The organism is Micromonospora sp. NPDC023956 (assembly GCF_040639195.1).
In the GTDB taxonomy this organism is placed as follows: Bacteria; Actinomycetota; Actinomycetes; order Mycobacteriales; family Micromonosporaceae; genus Micromonospora.
On the sequence record NZ_JBEZZN010000004.1, the window covers coordinates 453,855 to 474,254 of the forward strand.

Sequence of the window (20,400 nt, forward strand, 5' to 3'; positions counted from 1 at the left end):
CCGGTTGCGCTGTGTCGCTTTCCGCTCACCGGAAGTCGGTCATTATGCCCCAGCCCATCTCGTGAGGCGCGCCATACCCCCCCACCTGGGGTTCAGCGCCGCCACCTAGCATCGGCCCATGACACCCGGAGAGGGGAGTCCGTTGGTGACTGCTGAGTATGCGCACGCGGAGGGGGACGAGGCCGGTTCGTCGGCGCCCGCCAGCGTGCTCGACGAGATCCTGGCCGGCGTACGCGAGGACGTCGCCCGTCGGCAGGAGCAGATCCCGCTGGAGCGGATCCGTGAACTCGCCGCCGCCGCCCCACCACCGCTGGACGCGTACGCGGCCCTGCGGCGGCCGGGCGTGGCGGTGATCGCCGAGGTGAAGCGTTCGTCGCCGTCGCGCGGACAACTCGCCGAGATCGCCAATCCCGCCGACCTGGCCGGTGAGTACGCCGCCGGCGGTGCCCGGGCGATCAGCGTGCTGACCGAGGGCCGCTGGTTCGGCGGGTCGCTGGACGACCTGGCCGCCGTCCGGGCTGCCGTGAAGGTCCCGGTGCTGCGGAAGGACTTCGTGGTCTCCAGCTACCAGGTGCACGAGGCGCGGGCGCACGGGGCCGACCTGGTCCTGCTGATCGTCGCGGCACTGGAGCAGAACGCCCTGGTCGGGCTCCTGGAGCGGATCGAGTCGCTCGGGATGACCGCGCTGGTCGAGGTGCACGACGAGGAGGAGGCCGACCGGGCCCTGGAGGCCGGTGCCCAGGTGATCGGCGTCAACGCCCGTGACCTGCGTACCCTCCAGGTCGACCGGTCGGTGTTCGAGCGGATCGCGCCCGGCCTGCCGAGCAGCGTGGTCAAGATCGCCGAATCCGGTGTGCGCGGCCCGCACGACCTCATCCGGTACGCCTCGGCCGGGGCGGACGCCGTCCTGGTCGGCGAGGGCCTGGTTACCCAGAAGAGCCCCCGCGAGGCGGTGTCGGAGCTGGTCAACGCCGGCAACCACCCGGCCACCCCGCGTCCGGTGCGCTGAGGCCCACCGGATCCGCCCGCTCAAGTCAGCACCGAGAGGACCACGATGAGCGCCAACGCGCGGGCCGGCGCGGCCGGTCTGCTCCCCGACCCGGCCGGCCACTTCGGCCGGTACGGTGGCCGGTTCGTCCCCGAGGCGCTCGTCGCCGCGCTGGACGAGCTGGAGGCGGCGTACCGGTACGCGATGACCGACGAGAGCTTTCTCGCCGAGTTCGACGCGTTGCTGCGCGACTACGCCGGTGCGCCGTCCCGGCTCTACGCGGCGAACCGCTTCTCCACCCGGATCGGCGCGCGGGTGCTGCTCAAGCGGGAGGACCTGAACCACACCGGCGCGCACAAGGTGCGCAACGTGCTCGGTCAGGCCCTGCTCACCCGGCGGATGGGCAAGACCCGGGTGATCGCCGAGACGGGGGCCGGGCAGCACGGCGTGGCCACCGCCACCGCCGCCGCCCTGTTCGACCTGGAGTGCGTCGTCTACATGGGCGAGGTCGACACCGAGCGGCAGGCGCTGAACGTGGCCCGGATGCGGATGCTCGGCGCCACCGTCGTCCCGGTCACCAACGGCTCGCGCACCCTCAAGGACGCGATGAACGAGGCGATGCGTGACTGGGTCGCCCACGTCGACGACACGCACTACCTGATCGGGACGGCCGCCGGGCCGCACCCGTTCCCGGCGATGGTCCGGGACTTCGTCAAGGGCATCGGCGAGGAGGCCCGGCAGCAGTGCCTGGACCTCACCGGCGCGCTGCCCGACGCGGTCGCCGCCTGTGTCGGCGGTGGTTCCAACGCCATCGGCGTCTTCCACGCCTTCGTCGGTGACGCCGACGTCCGGCTCTACGGCTTCGAGGCCGGCGGGGCGGGCGTCGAGACCGGCCGGCACGCGGCCAGCATCACCGGCGGGTCGTCCGGCGTGCTGCACGGCACCCGCACCTACGTCCTCCAGGACGACGACGGGCAGACCATCGAGTCCCACTCGATCTCCGCCGGCCTGGACTATCCGGGCGTCGGGCCGGAGCACGCCTGGCTGCACGACAGCGGCCGGGCGACGTACGAGCCGGTCACCGACGACGAGGCGATGGCCGCGTTCGAGCTGCTCTGCCGTACCGAGGGGATCATCCCGGCGATCGAGAGCGCGCACGCCCTGGCCGGCGCGATCAAGATCGCCCCCCGCCTCGCCGACGAGCTGGGCCGGGAACCGCTCATCGTGGTCAACCTCTCCGGTCGGGGCGACAAGGACGTCCACACCGCCGGCGGGTACTTCGGCATCCTCGACAGGGAGTGACATGAGCCGGATCGGGGTCGCCTTCGACAAGGCCCGCGCCGAGGGCAGGGCGCTGCTGGTCGGCTGCATGCCGGCCGGCTTCCCCACCGTCGAGGGGAGCATCGCCGCGATGACCGCCATGGTCGAGGCGGGCGTCGACGTCATCGAGGTGGAGATTCCGTACTCCGATCCGGTGATGGACGGGCCGGTGATCCAGAAGGCCAGCGACATCGCTCTCGCCGGTGGTGTCCGCACCCGGGACACGCTGCGCATCATCGAGGCGGTCGCGGCCACCGGCGCGCCGGTGGTGACGATGACCTACTGGAACCCGATCGAGCAGTACGGCGTCGACGCCTTCGCCCGGGACCTCGCCGCCGCCGGCGGCACCGGCCTGGTCACGCCGGACCTGATCCCGGACGAGGCCGACGAGTGGCTCGCCGCCTCGGACGCGCACGACCTGGACCGCACGTTCCTGGTCTCGCCCTCCTCCACCGACGCGCGGCTGGCGATGACCGTGGCCCACTGCCGGGGCTTCGTCTACGCCACCGCCGTCATGGGGGTCACCGGCGCGCGGGCCCAGACCTCCGACGCCGCCCCGACCCTGGTCGCCCGGGTCCGCGCGGTCACCGACCTGCCGGTCGGGGTGGGGCTCGGCGTGGGCAACGGGGCGCAGGCCGGCACCGTGGGCGGGTACGCCGACGGTGTGATCGTCGGCAGCGCACTGATCCGGTGCCTGCTCGACGCCCCCGACCAGGCCACCGGCCTGACCGCGCTGCGGGCCCTCTCCGCCGAACTGGCCGAGGGCGTCCGGACCCGTTGACCGGCCGGGCGGCGTCTCGCACCCCGTTGACCGGCCGGCCGGCCTTCTGGACCCGTGCCCGCCGGCTTTCCGGACCCGTCCCCGGGCGGCCCCGTGGAGCCGTGCCCGCCGGCTTTTCGGACCCGTGTCCGGTCGGGCGGCCTTCTGGATCCGCTGACCGTTCTCCCGGGCCCGTTGCCCGGCCGGGCGTGGCCGACCAAGGCCGTGGGCCGCTGCTCTGCGGGACCGAGGTGTTACCCCGAGGACGCTGTGGAGCTGCCCCGTCTGTGCGCCCACCCACCCGCGCCGTTCGGTCCGGTTCCGTCAGTGGCCCCCGAACGCGCCGGTAGGCGGCTCCCGCAATGACGACCGGCCGGCGACCTGGAGCTGGCTTTTGCTCCGAGCGACCGGGCCGGCAATCCGGGCCGGCAATCCGGGCCGGCCGTTCCGGCAGGGAGAGTCGCCGGCCAGAACATGCACCAGCCCCCGCTGCCCCGTCTGTGCGGGCAGCTCTACAGCGTGCGTCCGGCGATACCCCCACACCGCCAGCCTGACGGAGCGTGACGGTGGCCACCAGCCACCCAACCGGCGGCCGGCGGCAACCGGCGGCCACCGGGCGAACCGTAGAACGAAGGGCGAACCGGAGCACGGAGCAGGCAGGGTGAACCGTAGCGGGGAGGACGCCTCGAACCTGGCCGCTCCTGCCGTTGGCGATACGCGGGTGCGGAAGTCCGGAGGTGTCAGACCGCGAGCAGCGGAGTCTCAGACGGCATCGGCTGGGCCTGCGGTGTCACCGGGCATCGGGGCCGTTGCGGCCGGCCGGGCTGGCCGGACTCCGTGGGCGGTCCGCGGTATCCCTGGGGCGGTCCGCGGATTTTCCGGGGCGGGCGGCAGGCAGTCCGGGGTGCGCCGTGGGTGGCCCGGTCCCGGCGTGTGCTCGTACCTCGCGCAGCACGCCGGAGCGGCCGGCCGTCGCGTCGGCCACGGCCCACCGGGTGACCGGGGTGAGCGGCTCCGGCAACCGGCAGGGGTCGTGCCAGGACAACCGGCAACCTCCACCCGGTACGCCGGCCGGGGAGCTGCCCCGGACCCGGGCCCGGAGCACGTGTACCAGGACGTCCGGCGGTGGGCCGGCCCGTCCGGCCGGTGGCGCGTCCGGTGCCGCCGGCAGGTGGTAGATCCCGACGAGGTCCACGACCTCGACGGTCAGGCCGGTCTCGGCGTGCACGTCACGTACCACCGCCTGGTCGGGGCTCTCGCCCGGCCGGGACCGACCGCCCGGCAGCGCCCACCGTGCCGTCCGCCGGCCCTGCCGGCAGAGCAGCACCCGTCCGGTGTCGTCGACGACGACCGCGGCGACCGCCCCGGTGAGCGACCTCATGGACAAACAGCCTACGGCCCCCCAAACCAGAAGTCAGTACGTGGCGACCGGCACCGACCGGGATGTCACCGACCCGGGTCACAGCGGTAGCGTGTGCACCCGTGACTCTCGCCTCGCTGACGCCCCTGGCGGCTCTGCCCAGCCCCAGCACCGCCGTCTGGCAGCTCGGCCCGGTCCCGATCCGGGCGTACGCGCTGTGCATCGTCGCCGGGATCGTGGTGGCCTGCCTGGTCACCGAGTACCGGCTGCGCCGCCGGGGGGTCGCCCCGGGGGCGGTGCTGGACATCGCGGTGTGGGCCGTGCCGGCCGGCATCATCGGCGCGCGGATCTACCACGTGATCACCTCCCCCCAGAAGTACTTCGGCACCGGCGGTGACCCGCTGGCGGCCTTCGCCATCTGGGAGGGCGGCCTCGGCATCTGGGGCGCCGTCGCCGGTGGCGCGGTCGGCGCGTGGCTCGCCGCCCGTCAGCTCGGCATCCCGTTCGCCGTGGTGGCCGACGCCCTCGCCCCCGGGCTGCCGCTGGCCCAGGCCGTGGGTCGGCTCGGCAACTGGTTCAACAACGAGCTCTACGGCGGCCGGACCACCCTGCCCTGGGGGCTGGAGATTCACCGGATGGACCCGGACAACCCCGGCCAGGCGCTCAGCGACGAGGCCGGCCAGCCGATCCTCGAACCGGGCCTCTACCACCCCACCTTCGCCTACGAGGCGCTCTGGAACGTCGGTGTCGCCCTGCTGGTCCTCGCCGTCGACCGGCGGTTCCGACTGGGCCGGGGCCGGGCCTTCGCGCTGTACGTGATGGGCTACACCGTCGGCCGGTTCTGGATCGAGCTGATGCGGACCGACGACGCCACCGAGATCCTCGGCCTCCGGCTCAACGTCTGGACGTCGGCGCTGGTCTTCCTGGGTGCCCTGGTCTACTTCCTCCGGGTCCGGGGGCCCCGCGAGTACGTGGTGCCGATCCCGGCCGACGCGCCGGTGGCCGCCACCGGCGGCGGGAACGTCTCCCAGCTCGACCTGTCCCGCACCGACACCAGCCCCGACCTGGCCGCCCCGCGCGGTTACCGGACGGTCGACGAGGAGCAGTTCCGGGCGTACCGGGAGACCGGCGAGGTGCCCGACGCCCCCGCCGGCAAGGACGGTCCCGCGCCGGAGCGGGCCGCCGATCGTGCGAATTCCGACGGCTCCCGGGACACCGACGACCCCGGCGACGCGGACGGCTCCCGGGGTGCGGACGCCGACGCCGGTCCGCGCCCCACCGACCGCGACAGCTGAGGCGACCATGGCAGTGCGGACCGCCGTGGTGGTGGGCGCCGGGATCGGCGGCCTGGCGTGCGCCGGTGCGCTGGCCCGCTCCGGCTGGCAGGTCACCCTCCTGGAGCAGGCCGACCGGGTACGTCCCGAGCCGACCGCGGTGGTGCTCTGGCCCAACGGGGTCCGGGCGCTGCGTGCCCTCGGCCTCGGTGCCGGTCTCGACGTCGTCGCCACCCCGCTACCCGACGGGGGCATCCGCCGGCCGGACGGTCACTGGCTGGTGCAACCCCGCCCCACCGCGCCGGAGCGGGCGCCGGTCGTGGTGCACCAGGAGGACCTGCACGACGCCCTCGTCGCCGGGCTCGGTGACCGGGTGGACCTGCGGACCGGAGTGACCGTCCGTACCGTGCGGACCGGTGGCAACGGCCGTCCCTCGGTCGGCGACGGTCACCACCAGCACGAGGCGGACCTGATCGTCGCGGCGGACGGCGTGGAGAGCGTGATCCGCCGCCAGCTCGCTCCCGAGGCCGGGGTGGTCGCCTCGGGCAGCGCCACCTGGCGGGCGGTGATCCCCTGGTACCGCGCGCCCCGGCTCCCCGCCGACCAACCCCTGGGAGGGGAGATCCTCGGGGCGGGCTACCGGTTCGTCTCGGCGTCCCTGGGCGACCGGGACTCGGCCGGGGGGACCGCCCGGGGCGGCGTGTACTGGATGGCCACCGCGGCCGGCGCACCCCGCCCGGAGTCGGCGGAGACCCAGCTCGCCCTGCTCCGCCGCTGGTTCGCCGGCTGGCCGGCCCCGGTGGACGCGCTGCTCGCCGCGACCGAGCCCGCCGACCTGGTGCAGCAGGAGGTCCGGGAACTGCGCCCGCTGCCGCGTCAGTACGCCTTCCGGTCGGGCCCCGGCGGGGTGGTGCTGCTCGGCGACGCCGCGCACGCCATGCCGCCACACCTCGGGCAGGGCGCCTGCCTGGCCTTCGAGGACGCGGCGACCCTCCAGTCGCTGCTCCGCGAGACCCGGCTGCCGGACGCCGTCACCGGGTACGACCGCACCCGTCGGCCGCGCGTGGCCGGCGTGGTCCGGCAGACCCGCCGGATGTCGGCGGTGCTACAGACCCGGGGGCGGCTCGCCCTGCGCGCGCGGGACGCCGCGCTCGGCCCGATCACCACCCGCCTGCTGGGCCGGGCCGCCTCGTCGGCCGCCCAGTGGCGTCCCCCGCCCTCCTCGTCGGGCTGACCGCCCGACACCTACGGCGGGGCGGGTCCGCGCCCACCCCGTAAGGGCGTGCCGCACCGGGCTCAGGGCAGTACGGCCGTGGGCTCGGCGATGCAGGCGGTGCCGATCCGGCGGAAGCCGACCCGGACGTAGACCCGGGCGATCTCCTCGCTGCCGGCGGAGAGGAAGACCAGGTCGGTGCCGGCGTCCCGCAGTGCGCGGGCCAGGGCGGCGGTCACCGCCGCGCCGAGGCCCCGGCCCCGGGCCGCCGGCAGGGTGGCCACCCCGGCGATCTCGGCCACGTCGTCGACGCGCATCGCCATCCCGGAGGCCAGCGCTCCCTCGACGGGGGTGCCGGCCAGCGCCGAGACGCGCCGACCGGCCGCGGTCCGGGACGCCTCCTCCTCCACCGCGGCGAGGTCCAGTTCGCCCACGGCGGCGTTCCGCTCGGCCGGGCCGGCGGCACCCGGGGCGGTGCCGGGTGCGCTGAAGCCGACCGCGGCCACCGCCCGACGCGTGGCGACCTGCGTGGCGAAGTCCGGCGCCGCCGGATCCAGCAGCCAGACCGGTACGTCGGTGAACCCGGCCGGGTCGGGGGTCGCCGCCGGGTCGAGGACCAGCAGCGGGGCCTCCAGCACGGCCAGTCCCGCCGAGCGGGCCACCGCCAGCAGTTCCGGGGTCGTCTCGTGGACCCACTCGAAGGCCTCCGGCAGGCCCAGTTCCCGCTGCCGGGCCCGGACGGCGTCGATGTCGGCGACCGACGGGGGCCGGGAGGCGTCCAACCGGGGACGTGCGTAGAACGGCCAACCGGCGCCTTCCCGGACGAACAGCACCAGTGAGCCGAACTCCTCCGGACGGGCTCCGTCCCGGGGGACCGCATCGTAGAAGCGTTCCAACCGGTCGAACAACTCAGCGGGTACGTGATCCACCGCGCGAGACTACACGTCCCAGATGTTGGAAGTGTGATCAATCCTTACTGGTCTTGCGTGTCGCGCCCTAACGTAGACTCAATAGACCCTTGAGGGCCGACGTCGTCCCGACCTGATCCACACCTGAGCGACGACAGGAGGCCCGGTGGCCTTTCCGTACCCTCCCCACCCCCAGTCCCCCCCGTCCGCCGGCCCGCGCCCGAGCGCCGGCCTGGCTCCCGCCCAGGGCCTCTACGACCCGGCGAACGAGCACGACGCCTGCGGTGTGGCCTTCGTGGCGGACCTGTACGGGCGACGCTCCCACGAGGTCGTCGCGAACGGCCTCGGCGCGCTGTGCCGGCTCGACCACCGGGGCGCCCGGGGCGCGGAACCGAACACCGGCGACGGCGCGGGCATCATGATCCAGGTGCCGGACGCGTTCCTCCGCGCCGTGGTGGACTTCCCGCTCCCGCCCGCCGGCCAGTACGCCACCGGTCTGGTCTTCCTTCCGGACGACGACGCCGGTGAGGCCCGCGCCCGTCGGGTGCTGGAGAAGTACGCCCTGGTCGAGGGGGCCGACGTACTCGGCTGGCGGGAGGTGCCGGTCGACCCGGGCGACCTCGGCGAGACCGCCCTGGCGGCGATGCCCCGGGTCCGGCAGCTCTTCCTCGCCGCGAACCGGCTCACCGGCTCGCCGGACGGTCCGGCCGGCACCCCGCTGACCGGTCTCGACCTGGACCGGGTGGCGTTCTGCGTGCGCAAGCAGACCGAGCGGGAGAGCGCCGAGCGGGGCGTACCGGCGTACTTCCCGTCGCTGTCCGGCCGGACCATGGTGTACAAGGGGATGCTCACCCCCGACCAGCTCCCGGCGTACTTCCCGGACCTGCGGGACACCCGGGTGACCAGCGCGATCGCCCTGGTGCACTCCCGGTTCTCCACGAACACCTTCCCGTCCTGGCCGCTGGCGCACCCGTACCGGTTCATCGCCCACAACGGCGAGATCAACACGATCCGGGGGAACCGGAACTGGATGCAGGCCCGCGAGGCGTTGCTGCGGACGGCGAACCTGCCGGGCAACATCCGCCGACTCTTCCCGGTCTGCACCCCGGCCGCCTCCGACTCGGCCAACTTCGACGAGGTGCTGGAGCTGCTGCACCTGGCCGGGCGGAGCCTGCCGCACGCGGTGCTGATGATGATCCCGGAGGCCTGGGAGAACGACCCGGACATGGCCGCCGACAAGCGCGCCTTCTACCGGTTCCACGCCAGTCTGATGGAACCCTGGGACGGTCCGGCCTCGGTCGCCTTCACCGACGGCGCGGTCGTCGGCGCGGTCCTGGACCGCAACGGGCTGCGCCCGGGGCGCTGGTGGCGTACCGCCGACGGCCTCGTGGTGCTGGGCAGCGAGGCGGGCGTGCTCGACCTCGACCCGGCCCGGGTGGTCGCCAAGGGGCGGCTCCAGCCGGGCCGGATGTTCCTGGTCGACACCGTCGCCGGCCGGATCGTGCACGACGACGAGATCAAGACCGAGCTGGCCGCCGCCCAGCCGTACGGCGACTGGCTGCACGCCGGGCTGATCGAGCTGAACGAGCTGCCCGCCCGCGAGCACACCGTCTACACCCACGACTCGGTGCGCCGCCGGCAGCAGACCTTCGGCTACACCGAGGAGGAGTTGAAGATCCTCCTCGCGCCGATGGCACGGCTCGGCGCCGAGCCGATCGGCTCGATGGGCACCGACACCCCGATCTCCCCGCTCTCCACCCGGCCACGGCTGCTCTACGACTACTTCCACCAGCTCTTCGCGCAGGTCACCAATCCGCCGCTGGACGCCATCCGGGAGGAACTGGTCACCAGCCTCCAGATGACCATCGGCCCGGAGGGGAACCTGCTCGACCCGGGGCCGGCGAGCTGCCGGCAGATCGTCCTGCCGTACCCGGTGATCGACAACGACGAGCTGGCCAAGCTCCTCTCCGTCGACGACGACGGCGACCTGCCCGGCTTCAAGGCGGTCCGGGTCTCCGGGCTGTACCGGCTCCGCGACGGCGGCGCGGGCATCAAGGCCCGGTTGACCGAGATCTGTCGGCACGTCTCCGAGGCGATCGAGGACGGCGTCCGGATCCTGGTCCTCTCCGACCGGGACTCCAACGCCGACCTGGCCCCGATCCCGTCGCTGCTGCTCACCGCCGCCGTGCACCAGCACCTCGTCCGGGAGCAGACCCGTACCCAGGTGGCGCTGGTGGTGGAGTCCGGCGACTGCCGGGAGGTGCACCACGCGGCCGTGCTGATCGGGTACGGCGCGGCGGCGGTCAACCCGTACCTCGCCTTCGAGTCCGTCGAGGACATGATCGCCACCGGGACGCTGCCCGGCGTCACTCCAGCCAAGGCGGTCCGGAACTACGTCAAGGCGCTCGGCAAGGGCGTCCTGAAGATCATGTCGAAGATGGGCATCTCCACCGTCTCGTCGTACTGCGGGGCCCAGGTCTTCGAGGCGGTCGGGCTGCACACCCAGCTCGTCCAGCGCTACTTCCGGGGCACCCCGAGCACGATCAGCGGCATCGGGCTGGACGGCATCCACGCCGAGGTCGCCGCCCGGCACGCCCTGGCCTGGCCCGCCCCGGGTGCCCCCGCCTCGCCCCGGCTGGAGGTCGGCGGCGAGTACCAGTGGCGGCGCGAGGGCGAGCTGCACCTGTTCAACCCGGAGACGGTCTTCCTGCTCCAGCACGCCACCCGCAGCCGGCAGTACGACATCTTCCGCGAGTACACCGGCAAGGTCGACGCGCTCGCCGCGCGGGCCGGCTCGCTGCGCGGCCTGTTCACCCTCCGTACCGGCGTACGGCCCCCGGTGCCGATCGACGAGGTCGAGCCGGCCAGCGAGATCGTCAAGCGCTTCGCCACCGGCGCGATGTCGTACGGGTCGATCTCGGCGGAGGCGCACGAAACCCTCGCGGTGGCGATGAACCGCCTCGGCGGCAAGTCCAACACCGGCGAGGGCGGCGAGGACGCCGACCGGCTCCACGACCCGGCGCGCCGCTCGGCGGTCAAGCAGATCGCCAGCGGGCGGTTCGGCGTGACCAGCGAGTACCTCGTCAACGCCGACGACCTCCAGATCAAGATGGCGCAGGGCGCCAAGCCCGGCGAGGGCGGCCAACTCCCCGGCAACAAGGTGTGGCCGTGGATCGCCCGGACCCGGCACGCCACCCCGGGCGTCGGCCTGATCTCCCCGCCGCCGCACCACGACATCTACTCGATCGAGGACCTCGCCCAGCTCGTGCACGACCTGAAGTGCGTCAACCCGGCCGCCCGGGTGCACGTCAAGCTGGTCAGCGAGGTCGGCGTCGGCACCGTGGCGGCCGGCGTCGCCAAGCTCAAGGCCGACGTCATCCTGATCTCCGGCCACGACGGCGGCACCGGGGCGTCCCCGCTGAACTCGCTCAAGCACGCCGGCACCCCCTGGGAGCTGGGCCTGGCCGAGGCGCAGCAGACGCTGCTGATCAACAAGCTCCGCGACCGGGTCACCGTGCAGGTCGACGGCCAGCTCAAGACCGGCCGGGACGTGCTGGTCGCGGCGCTGCTCGGCGCGGAGGAGTTCGGCTTCGCCACCGCCCCGCTGATCGTCGCCGGCTGCGTGATGATGCGCGTCTGTCACCTGGACACCTGTCCGGTCGGTATCGCCACCCAGAACCCGGTGCTGCGCGAGCGCTTCACCGGCAGCCCGGAGTTCGTGGAGAACTTCTTCCTCTTCCTCGCCGAGGAGGTCCGGGGCTACCTCGCCGAGCTGGGCCTGCGCAGCATCGAGGAGGCGATCGGGCAGGTCGAGCTGCTCGACGTCGCCCCGGCGGTGCAGCACTGGAAGGCCAAGGGGCTCGACCTCAGCCGCGTCCTGCACCTGCCGGAGCTGCCCGCCGGCGCGGCGCGGCGCGGCGTCCGGGCCCAGGATCACGGCCTGGAGCTGGCCCTGGACAACGAGTTGATCCGGCTGGCCGGGCCGGCGCTGCGCGACGGCACCCCGGTCCGGGTCGAGGTGGCGGTGCGCAACGAGCACCGCAGCGTCGGCGCGATGCTCGGCGGCGAGGTGACCCGCCGGCACGGGGGTGCCGGGCTGCCCGACGACACGATCGAGTTCGTGCTGCGCGGCACCGCCGGCCAGTCGTTCGGCGCGTTCCTGCCGTCCGGGGTGACCCTGCGGCTGCACGGCGACGCCAACGACTACGTCGGCAAGGGGCTCTCCGGTGGGCGGATCGCCGTCGCCCCGGACCAGTCCGCCCCGTTCGTCGCCGCTGGCGTCGCGCCCGGCGCGCGCGCCGAGGACCAGATCATCGCCGGCAACACCATCCTCTACGGCGCGACCGCCGGTGAGGTGTTCCTGCGCGGCCGGGTGGGGGAGCGGTTCGCGGTCCGCAACTCCGGCGCGACCGCCGTCGTCGAGGGCGTCGGCGACCACGGCTGCGAGTACATGACCGGCGGTACGGTTGTCGTCCTCGGCCCGACCGGCCGCAACTTCGCCGCCGGCATGTCCGGTGGTCTCGCCTTCGTGCACGACCTGGACCGCCGTCGGGTCAACACCGAACTGGTGGACCTCGCCCCGCTGCGCGACGAGGAACGGGAACTGCTGCACGACCTGGTCCGCCGGCACGTCGCGGAGACCGGCTCGACGGTCGCCGAGGAGCTGCTCAAGCGCTGGCCGGAGGCGGTGGAGGAGTTCACCGCGGTGGTTCCCCGGGACTACCGGCGGGTGCTGGACATCATGCGGGCCGCCGAAGCCGCCGGCCGCGACGTCGACGATGCGGTGATGACCGCACTGTCCGCGCCGGCCGTGCCGGTGGTCCGGACGGTGGCGGCCCAGGAGGTGGCTCGTGCCTGACCCGAACGGTTTCCTGCGCTACCCGCGGCGGTTGCCGGAGCGCCGCCCGGTGCCGGTGCGGATCAGCGACTGGCGGGAGGTGTACCCGCCCGCCGCCGACGACCTGGTGCGCGAGCAGGCCACCCGCTGCATGGACTGCGGCGTCCCGTTCTGCCACGACGGCTGCCCGCTGGGCAACCGCATCCCGGACTGGAACGACCTGGTCCGCACCGGGGACTGGGCGGCGGCGGTGGAGTCGCTGCACGCCACGAACAACTTTCCCGAGTTCACCGGCCGGCTCTGCCCGGCGCCCTGCGAGGCGGCCTGCGTGCTCGGCATCGGCGACGACCCGGTGACCATCAAGCAGGTCGAGGTGGAGATCGCCAACGCGGCCTTCGACCGGGGTCTGGTCACCCCGGCGGCACCGGCCGCGCCGACCGGCCGCCGGGTCGCCGTGGTCGGCTCCGGCCCGGCCGGGCTGGCCGCCGCCCAGCAGCTGGTCCGCGCCGGTCACGCGGTCACCGTGTACGAGCGCGACGACGCCGTGGGTGGCCTGCTCCGGTACGGCATCCCCGACTTCAAGCTGGAGAAGGAGCACGTCGACCGGCGGCTGGCCCAGCTCACCGCCGAGGGCGTGGAGTTCCGTACCGGTGTGGACGTCGGCGTGGACGTCACCGCCGCGCAGCTCCGCGCCGAGTACGACGCCGTCCTGCTGGCCTGCGGCGCGCTCGCCGGCCGGGACACCCCGCAGACCCCCGGTCGCGGTCTGCGCGGCGTCCACCAGGCGATGGAGCACCTGGTCGCGGCGAACCGGGTGGTCGCCGGCCGGGACGCCGCGACACCGATCGACGCGGCCGGGAGGCACGTGGTGATCATCGGTGGTGGCGACACCGCCGCCGACTGTCTCGGCGTGGCGCACCGGCAGGGCGCGCTCGGCGTCCACCAGCTCGACCTGTACCCGGAACCGCCGCACACCCGCGACGCCGCGCGCGACCCGTGGCCGACCTGGCCGTGGCTGCTGCGCGACTACCCGGCGCACGAGGAGGGCGGCGAGCGGGTCTTCGCGGTCGCCGTGCAGGAGTTCGTCGACGACGGCACCGGGCAGGTGCGGGCGGTCCGGATCGCCGAGGTGACCGTGACCAAGCGCGACGGCCAGCGGATCGTCACGCCGGTGCCCGGTTCGGAGCGGGAACTCCCGGCCGACCTGGTGCTGCTGGCGATCGGTTTCGAGGGCACCGAGGAACAGCCGCTGCTCGCCCAGTTCGGGGTGGAGCGCACCGCCCGGGGCGCGGTCGACGCCCGCCCCGACTGGCAGACCGACGTGGACGGGGTCTTCGTCGCCGGTGACATGCACCGGGGCGCGTCGCTCATCGTCTGGGCGATCGCCGAGGGCCGGGCCGCCGCCGCCGCGATCCACACCTACCTGGGCGGCACGGGCAGCCTGCCCGCGCCGGTGACCTCCGCCACCCGGCCGCTCGCCGCACGCTGAACCACCCACGGGAACGGCCGGCCGCACCACCCGGTGCCGCCGGCCGTTCCCGTTCCTGCCGGTCACCGGAAGCACACTTGCCACGCTGGGCGACACTGGGTGCCCTGGTGTTCACGCACGGCCACGTCGGAGGTGTCGGGTGCGGGAGTCGGCGACTCACGAACAGCAGCCCGCCCCGGGCCGGGACCGGCTCCCCGTCGGCGGCCTCGACGTCCTCGCGCTGCTCGCCCGGCTGCTGCGCCGACCGCGTCGCGGCGACCGGCGACTGCCGGTGTTCTGGCTGGTCAGGGCGCCCGACGCCGCCGACCTGATGGCCGTCCTGCGGCGCTTCCTCGGCCAGAGCCCGCAGCGGCGGGTGCCGCACGCCGTGCTCGACGCCGAGGCGCTGCCCGAGGGCGCGACCCTGCCGGGCGTGCCGGCCGTGCTGCGGGAGCTGCACCGGCAGCTCTGCGTCGAGGCGTTCGGGGGCGAGCGGATCCGGTTCCGTCACTACCCGCTCGCCGACTGGCTGATGCAGCAGAGCCTGACCTTCGGCGTCGAGGCCGAGGACAGTCGCGCGGCCCTGGTGCGCCGGCTGCGCGACCGGCGCGGTCAGGGCACCACGGGCGAGCCGGTGGCCGCTGGCGGGGACACCGCCACGATCGTCTCGCAGGTGCTGTTCTGGCTGGTCCGGCGGGCCGTGCCCAGCGTGGTGTTCCGGGCGGCCGTCTCCGGCCGGATCCCGGTGCTCGGCCGGCCCTACTCGTGGTTCATGCGCCAGCAGTACCTCGCCCCCCAGCAGTCGGTCACCTTTCTCGGCTTCGCCGAGCGGCTCACCACCGGCTGGCGGGACGGGGAACAGCCGGACCAGGTGGACAAGCTCCTCCTGCACGCCTTCCTGGAAGACCTGCGGCAGGCGTACCGGCGGCGGTGGTGGCGGCCGTCCGACTGGCGGCGGACCACCTCGGTGGCCCTGCTGCTCGACCACGTGGCCCCGGGCAACCAGGGCCACACGCTGATCCGCCTGCTCAACGACGTCCGCAACGAGACCGGGCGCAACGACCCGCTGCTGGTGCTCGCGGCCGGGGCGGAGCCGCCGCCGGAGCTGCCCACCGCGCAGCCGCTCGCCGACGCCGAGGAGGCGTACGACGACTGGGTCGAGGCGGTGCCGGAGGCCCGGCGGCTGCGTCGTCCGGCGGCCTGGCTGGTCCCGCTGGAGGTCGGCGCGCCGGTCGTCGGCGGCCAGACGCGCGGTGCCCCGCGCGGCTTCGCCGCACCGGATCCGCCCTGGTGGTCACGACGGTTCCTGCCCGCCGCACTCTGCCTGGTGCTGCTCGTCGGCGTCGGCGCGTGGGTCGGTACCCGATGGGGGCCGGGCTGCCTGCCGTCGATCTCCGGGCAGGTGAAGGTCGAGCTGGTCGGGTCGGAGTGCATCGGCTACAGCGACCGCGAGGCCCAGGTCTTCAACGACGACCCGGGGCAGGAGCGGCTGCGCGTCATCCAGCGCAGGATCTTCGCCCAGAACCGGGCCGCCGAGCGGGCCTGGGAACGCAGCGGCAAGCGCCGGCCCTTCCTCACCCTGGTCTACCTCGGCACCCTGACCGGCAACCCGACCCGCGAGGACGAGGAGTCGTACGTCTCCGAGCGGGAGGAACTGGAGGGGATGGCGACCGCCCAGTACGCGCTGTTGCAGATCTCCGCCGGAGCGCACGGTGCCGCCCTGCTGCGGATCGTGGTCGCCAACGGCGGCCGGCAGATGCGGCATGCCGGCCGGGCCGTGCGGATGCTCGCCGAGCTGGCCCGCGAGGACCGGACACTGCTCGGCGTGGTCGGTCTGGTGGAGAGCCGGCAGAACACCGCCGAGGCGATCGGCGAGCTGAACCGGGTCGGCCTGCCGGTGATCGCGCCGAACATCTCCGGCGACGGGATCGGCAGCCGCTCCCGGCTCTACATCCAGGTCTCGGCGCCGAACACCGAACAGGCCCACCTGTTCCACGAGTACGCCCGCCAGCGCCGGCTGACCGACGCCCACGTCTACTACACGACGGGGGAGGGCAGCTCGTTGCCCGAGGACATCTACGTCAGCACCCTGGTGGCGGGCCTCGAACAGCGGTTCGGCGACCGGCTCGCCCGGCCGGTGCCGTGGCAGCCCGGCACCTCGATGACCCGGGAGTGCGGTTACGCCGGCATGCTGGTCTTCGCCGGCCGGTGGTCGGAGTTCGACGGGTTCCTGCGGGCGTTGCAACGGGACTGCGCCAACAACCCGCCGCGCAACCTGGTCGGCAACGACTCGGTCAACCGGTACATGGCCAACCCGCAGCTGCGCCGCAGCGCGCCGGGCAACCTGCCGGTGACGTACGTGTCGAAGGCCTCGCTGGCCACCTGCACGGTGCTGCGGGCCGCCGCGACGAGCGGCCGGGACGAACCCCGGGCCACCTTCCTGCGCTGGATCTCCAGCGACGACCTGCTCGACCGGCCGCGCTGCACCCCCGGTGGCGACCAGGTCGGCGAGCGCGTCAGCCTCGCCTACGACGCGACGACGATGGTGGTCCGCGCGGTGGAGAGCCTCGCCACCCGCCTGCACCACGGGGACGACAGTCCACGGTGGCGGCCCGAGGCGATCAACCCGGTCGGCGTGCACGCCGAGGTGCTCCGACAGATCGACGGGAACGGCTACCGGGGGATCTCGGGGCTGATCCGGGTGGACGTCGACACGGGTGTGCCCGTGCAGAAGCGGCTGGCGATGATGCGGGTGGAGCGGGTGCCCGACGTCGCGGACGAGCCGGTGGAGGTCTTCCACTGCGGGGTGGCCGACTCGTGGCAGCCGGACCCGCCCTGCGCGGCGTCCCGCCCGGCCGCCCGCTGAACCACCCACGGAGACGGCCGGCCGCACCGGATGGGGCCGCCTGCCGTTTCCGTTCGCGGGCCCCGGCCCCTCTTCTGGCGCGGCAGGTCGCGGCGTCTCCGGCCGTGACGGCTTCGAGGCCGGCGGTTCAGGAGCCGCCGGGTGGCCGTGCGCGTCGACAATGGACCGGTGAGGCTACGTGGGAAGCGGTGGCTGGCGGGTGCGGTGGTCGGGCTGGCGGTCTGTGCCCTGGGTGCGGTGTTGCTGGTGCGGGCGGGGTTGGAGAACGCCGACCGCTGGGCCAGCGTGGTCGGGGTGTTCCTGAACCTTGCCGGGGTGGTCGTGGCTGCCTACAGCACGGTGCAGGCCCGCCGCCTCGCCAGCACACCCACTACGCCCACCACACCCGCCACGTCTCCTGCTGTCGGCGGGAACGTGGACAACCGGATCGGCGGGGGGCAGTTCACCGGTCCGGTGGTGATGTGCCGGGACATGCAGGGCATCGTCCTGTCGCCGCCCGGCGGCACCCGGCCCGACGACACGGATGGACCGGCCCGGTGAACGGGGTGCCGGCCGACGAGGCGGACGTGTCGAACCGGATCACCGGTGGGGTGTTCTTCCACGCGGTGGTCATGGGCCGCGATATCCAGGTGACCCTGCCGGCGGAGATCCGTCCCGCGTTGACCGGGCTGCCCCGCCCGGCTGCGGTGTTCACCGGCCGGGACGAGCAGGTCGAGGTCCTGCTGGCGGGCCTGTCTCCGGACGGTGCGGACGGCCCGCTGCTGGTGTCGGCGGTGGCCGGGATGGCCGGGGTCGGCAAGACCGAACTCGTGGTCCAGACCGCGTACCGGGCACTACGCGAGCCGGGCTGGTTCCCGGGTGGAGTGCTGTTCGTGGACATGTTCGGCTACGACCAGGACCGGCGGTTGCCCGCCGCCGACGCGCTGCTGAGCTGGTTGCAGGCCATCGGGATCCCCGGCGAACACATCCCCGCCGGTGTGCAGGACCGGGCCCGGCTGTGGCGCAGCGTCCTGGACGCCTACACCAGCCAGGACAGCCGGCTGCTGCTGATCATTGACAACGCCGCCAGCGAGGACCAGGTCACCCCGCTGCTGCCCGCCGACCCGGCGATCGCGGTGCTGGTCACCTCCCGGCACACCCTGGACATCGACGCCCGCCTGCACGACCTCCACGTCCTCGACCCGGACGCGGCCGTCACCCTGATCCGCGAGGTCGTCGCCCAGCGGCGCGGGCATGAGGATCCGCGCCTGCACGCACCGGACCAGCACCGGGCGATGACCGACCTGGCCGACCTGTGCGCGGGTCTGCCCCTGGCGTTGCGGGTCGTCGCCGCTCTGCTGGCCGACCGTGACCACCTGCAACCCGCTGCCCTGGCCGACCGGCTCCGCGACGGTCAGGCCCGCCTCGACGGGCTGTCCCGGCAACAGGTCGCCGTGCGGGCGGCGTTCGACCTGTCCTACCGGCACCTCACCGACGACCAGGCCCTGCTGTACCGGCTGCTGCCGGTCAACCCCGGCCCCGACATCGCCACCGACGGCACCGCCGCCCTGACCGACCTACCCACCGACCGGGTCGCGGTGCTGCTGGAAGACCTGCACCGCGCACACCTGGTCGACGAACCCGCCGCCGACCGGTGGCGCATGCACGACCTCATCCGGCTGCACGCCGCCGATCAACCCCCCGCCAGCCCCGACGAGATCCCCACCGCCCGACACCGACTGTTCTCTCAGTACCTGCACACCACCCAAGCCGCAGACACCCACCTCGTACCGACCGGCCCGACCGCCACCACCCGGTTCGCCAGCCGCCAGGACGCCCTGCGCTGGCTCGACGCCGAACACGACAACCTCGTCAGCGTCTGCACCAGCGCGCCCAGCTACGGCCTGCCACACATCACCATCGACCTCGCATTCGCGCTCGGCAACTTCCTGCACTTCCGCCGCCACTTCACCGACTGGATCACCATCGGCACCGTCACCCGGGACATCTGCCGGCAGAGCGGCGACCGGCACGGTGAAGGCGCGGCGTGGAACAACCTCGGCTCCGCTCTGCGGCAGGTGCGTCGGTTCGACGAGGCCCTAGCCGCCTACACCACGGCCCGCGACATCTTCCGTGAGCTCGGCGACCGGCACGGCGAAGGTACGGCGTGGAACAACCTCGGTAACGCCCTGCAGCAGGTGCGCCGGTTCGACGGTGCCATCGATGCCCACGCCACGGCCCGCGACGTCTTCCGTGAGCTCGGTGACCGTTGCGGCGAAGGTACGGCGTGGAACAACCTCGGCAACGTCCTCCGGCAGGTGCGCCGGTTCGACGAGGCCATCACCGCCCACACCAACGACCTGGAGATCTGTCACCAGCTCGGTAACCGCCACGGCGAAGGCCAAGCGTGGAACAACCTCGGCCTCGCCTTGGCCGAGGTGCGCCGGTTCGACGGGGCCGTCGTCGCCCACACCACGGCCCTCGACATCTTCCGTCAGCTCGGTGACCGTTACGGCGAAGGGCAGGCGTGGGGGAATCTCGGTATCGCCCTCTTCCACGTGCGCCGGTTCGGTGAGGCCATCACTGCCCACACCAACTGCCTGGAGATCTGTCACCATCTCGGTGACCGGGACGGCGAAGGTACGGCGTGGAACAACCTCGGTAACGCCCTGCAGCAGGTGCGCCGGTTCGACGAGGCCATCGATGCCCACAACACGGCCCGCGACGTCCACCGCCAGCTCGGTGACCGGCACGGCGAAGCCCGGGCGTGGAACAACCTCGGCACTACCCTCGTTCGAGTGCGCCGGTTCGGTGAGGCCATCACCGCCCACGCCACGGCCCGCGACATCTACCGTCAGCTCGGTGACCGGCACGGCGAAGCCCAGGCGTGGAACAACCTCGGTAACGCCCTGCAGCAGGTGCGCCGGTTCGACGAGGCCATCGATGCCCATACCGCGGCCCGCGACATCTGCCGCGAGATCGGTGACCGGCACGGCGAAGCCCAGGCGTGGAACAACCTCGGCAACGCCCTGCAGCAGGTGCGCCGGTTCGACGAAGCCGCCATTGCCCACACCACGGCCCGCGACGTCTACCGTCAGTTCGGTGACCGGCACGGTGAAGCCGGGGCGTGGAACAACCTCGGCAATGCCCTGCAGCAGGTGCGCCGGTTCGATGGTGCCATCGATGCCTACACCACGGCCCGCGACATCTGCCGTGAGATCGGTGACCGCCACGGCGAAGGCCAGGCGTGGTACAACCTCGGAATCGTCCTGGCCGAGGTGCGCCGGATCGATGAGACACGTACCTGCTGGGAGCAGGCGGTCGATGCCTTCACCGAGACCGGCGACGCTGAAACCGCCACACTGGCCCGCGCGTTCCTCGACCAACTGAGATCGTGAGGTCCGAGTGCCTGGATGTGGTCGGTCAG

The 20,400-nt window shown here is 73.5% G+C and carries 12 protein-coding genes; 10 read left to right on the forward strand and 2 right to left on the reverse strand.

The features are described from left to right. The first annotated feature begins 205 nt into the window (after positions 1–205). Genes trpC through trpA form a run of 3 tightly spaced genes read left to right on the forward strand, consistent with a single transcriptional unit; the run spans position 206 to position 3,089 of the window. Positions 206–1,009 (forward strand): indole-3-glycerol phosphate synthase TrpC, encoded by an 804-nt coding sequence (gene trpC / locus AB0F58_RS11670; RefSeq protein ID WP_357141860.1) that lies wholly within the window; start codon positions 206–208, stop codon positions 1,007–1,009. 45 nt (positions 1,010–1,054) lie between these two features. Next, on the forward strand, positions 1,055–2,290 hold the full coding sequence (gene trpB / locus AB0F58_RS11675) for a tryptophan synthase subunit beta (protein ID WP_357141530.1): 1,236 nt from the start codon (positions 1,055–1,057) through the stop codon (positions 2,288–2,290). 1 nt (position 2,291) lies between these two features. Next, positions 2,292–3,089: a tryptophan synthase subunit alpha gene (gene trpA, locus AB0F58_RS11680; RefSeq protein ID WP_357141533.1), complete on the forward strand. Its 798-nt coding sequence runs from the start codon at positions 2,292–2,294 to the stop codon at positions 3,087–3,089. 769 nt (positions 3,090–3,858) lie between these two features. Here trpA and AB0F58_RS11685 read toward each other — a convergent pair. Then, positions 3,859–4,449, reverse strand: a complete 591-nt coding sequence (locus AB0F58_RS11685; protein WP_357141536.1) for an NUDIX domain-containing protein — start codon at positions 4,447–4,449, stop codon at positions 3,859–3,861. A 101-nt stretch (positions 4,450–4,550) separates the two neighbouring features. Between AB0F58_RS11685 and lgt the strand changes: the two genes are divergently transcribed. Beyond that, the gene (gene lgt, locus AB0F58_RS11690; protein WP_357141538.1) at positions 4,551–5,723 is read left to right on the forward strand and encodes a prolipoprotein diacylglyceryl transferase; all 1,173 of its coding nucleotides are present in this window, start codon (positions 4,551–4,553) and stop codon (positions 5,721–5,723) included. Positions 5,724–5,736: 13 nt separating this feature from the next. Continuing rightward, positions 5,737–6,936 carry an NAD(P)/FAD-dependent oxidoreductase gene (locus AB0F58_RS11695; RefSeq protein ID WP_357141863.1) on the forward strand — a complete coding sequence of 400 codons (1,200 nt, stop codon included), beginning with the start codon at positions 5,737–5,739 and terminating at the stop codon, positions 6,934–6,936. Positions 6,937–6,998: 62 nt separating this feature from the next. On the opposite strand, the gene AB0F58_RS11700 is transcribed toward AB0F58_RS11695, so the two are convergent. Further along, positions 6,999–7,844: a GNAT family N-acetyltransferase gene (locus AB0F58_RS11700; protein ID WP_357141541.1), complete on the reverse strand. Its 846-nt coding sequence runs from the start codon at positions 7,842–7,844 to the stop codon at positions 6,999–7,001. A gap of 211 nt (positions 7,845–8,055) precedes the next feature. On the opposite strand from AB0F58_RS11700, the gene gltB reads away from it, so the two are divergent. From gltB to AB0F58_RS11725, 5 genes are all read left to right on the forward strand, one after another. Further along, entirely contained in the window at positions 8,056–12,681 is a 4,626-nt protein-coding gene (gene gltB, locus AB0F58_RS11705) for a glutamate synthase large subunit (protein ID WP_357141866.1), read from the forward strand. Next, positions 12,674–14,149, forward strand: coding sequence for a glutamate synthase subunit beta (locus AB0F58_RS11710; RefSeq protein WP_357141544.1), 1,476 nt, complete (start codon positions 12,674–12,676; stop codon positions 14,147–14,149). The genes gltB and AB0F58_RS11710 overlap by 8 nt, the downstream gene beginning before the upstream one ends. Positions 14,150–14,288: 139 nt before the next feature. Beyond that, complete coding sequence (locus AB0F58_RS11715; RefSeq protein ID WP_357141547.1) at positions 14,289–16,994, forward strand: hypothetical protein; 2,706 nt, start codon at positions 14,289–14,291, stop codon at positions 16,992–16,994. 168 nt (positions 16,995–17,162) lie between these two features. Further along, positions 17,163–17,534, forward strand: coding sequence for a hypothetical protein (locus tag AB0F58_RS11720; protein ID WP_357141550.1), 372 nt, complete (start codon positions 17,163–17,165; stop codon positions 17,532–17,534). Further along, entirely contained in the window at positions 17,531–20,371 is a 2,841-nt protein-coding gene (locus tag AB0F58_RS11725; protein ID WP_357141553.1) for a tetratricopeptide repeat protein, read from the forward strand. Before AB0F58_RS11720 ends, AB0F58_RS11725 begins: the two co-directional genes overlap by 4 nt. The last annotated feature ends 29 nt before the right edge of the window (positions 20,372–20,400 follow it).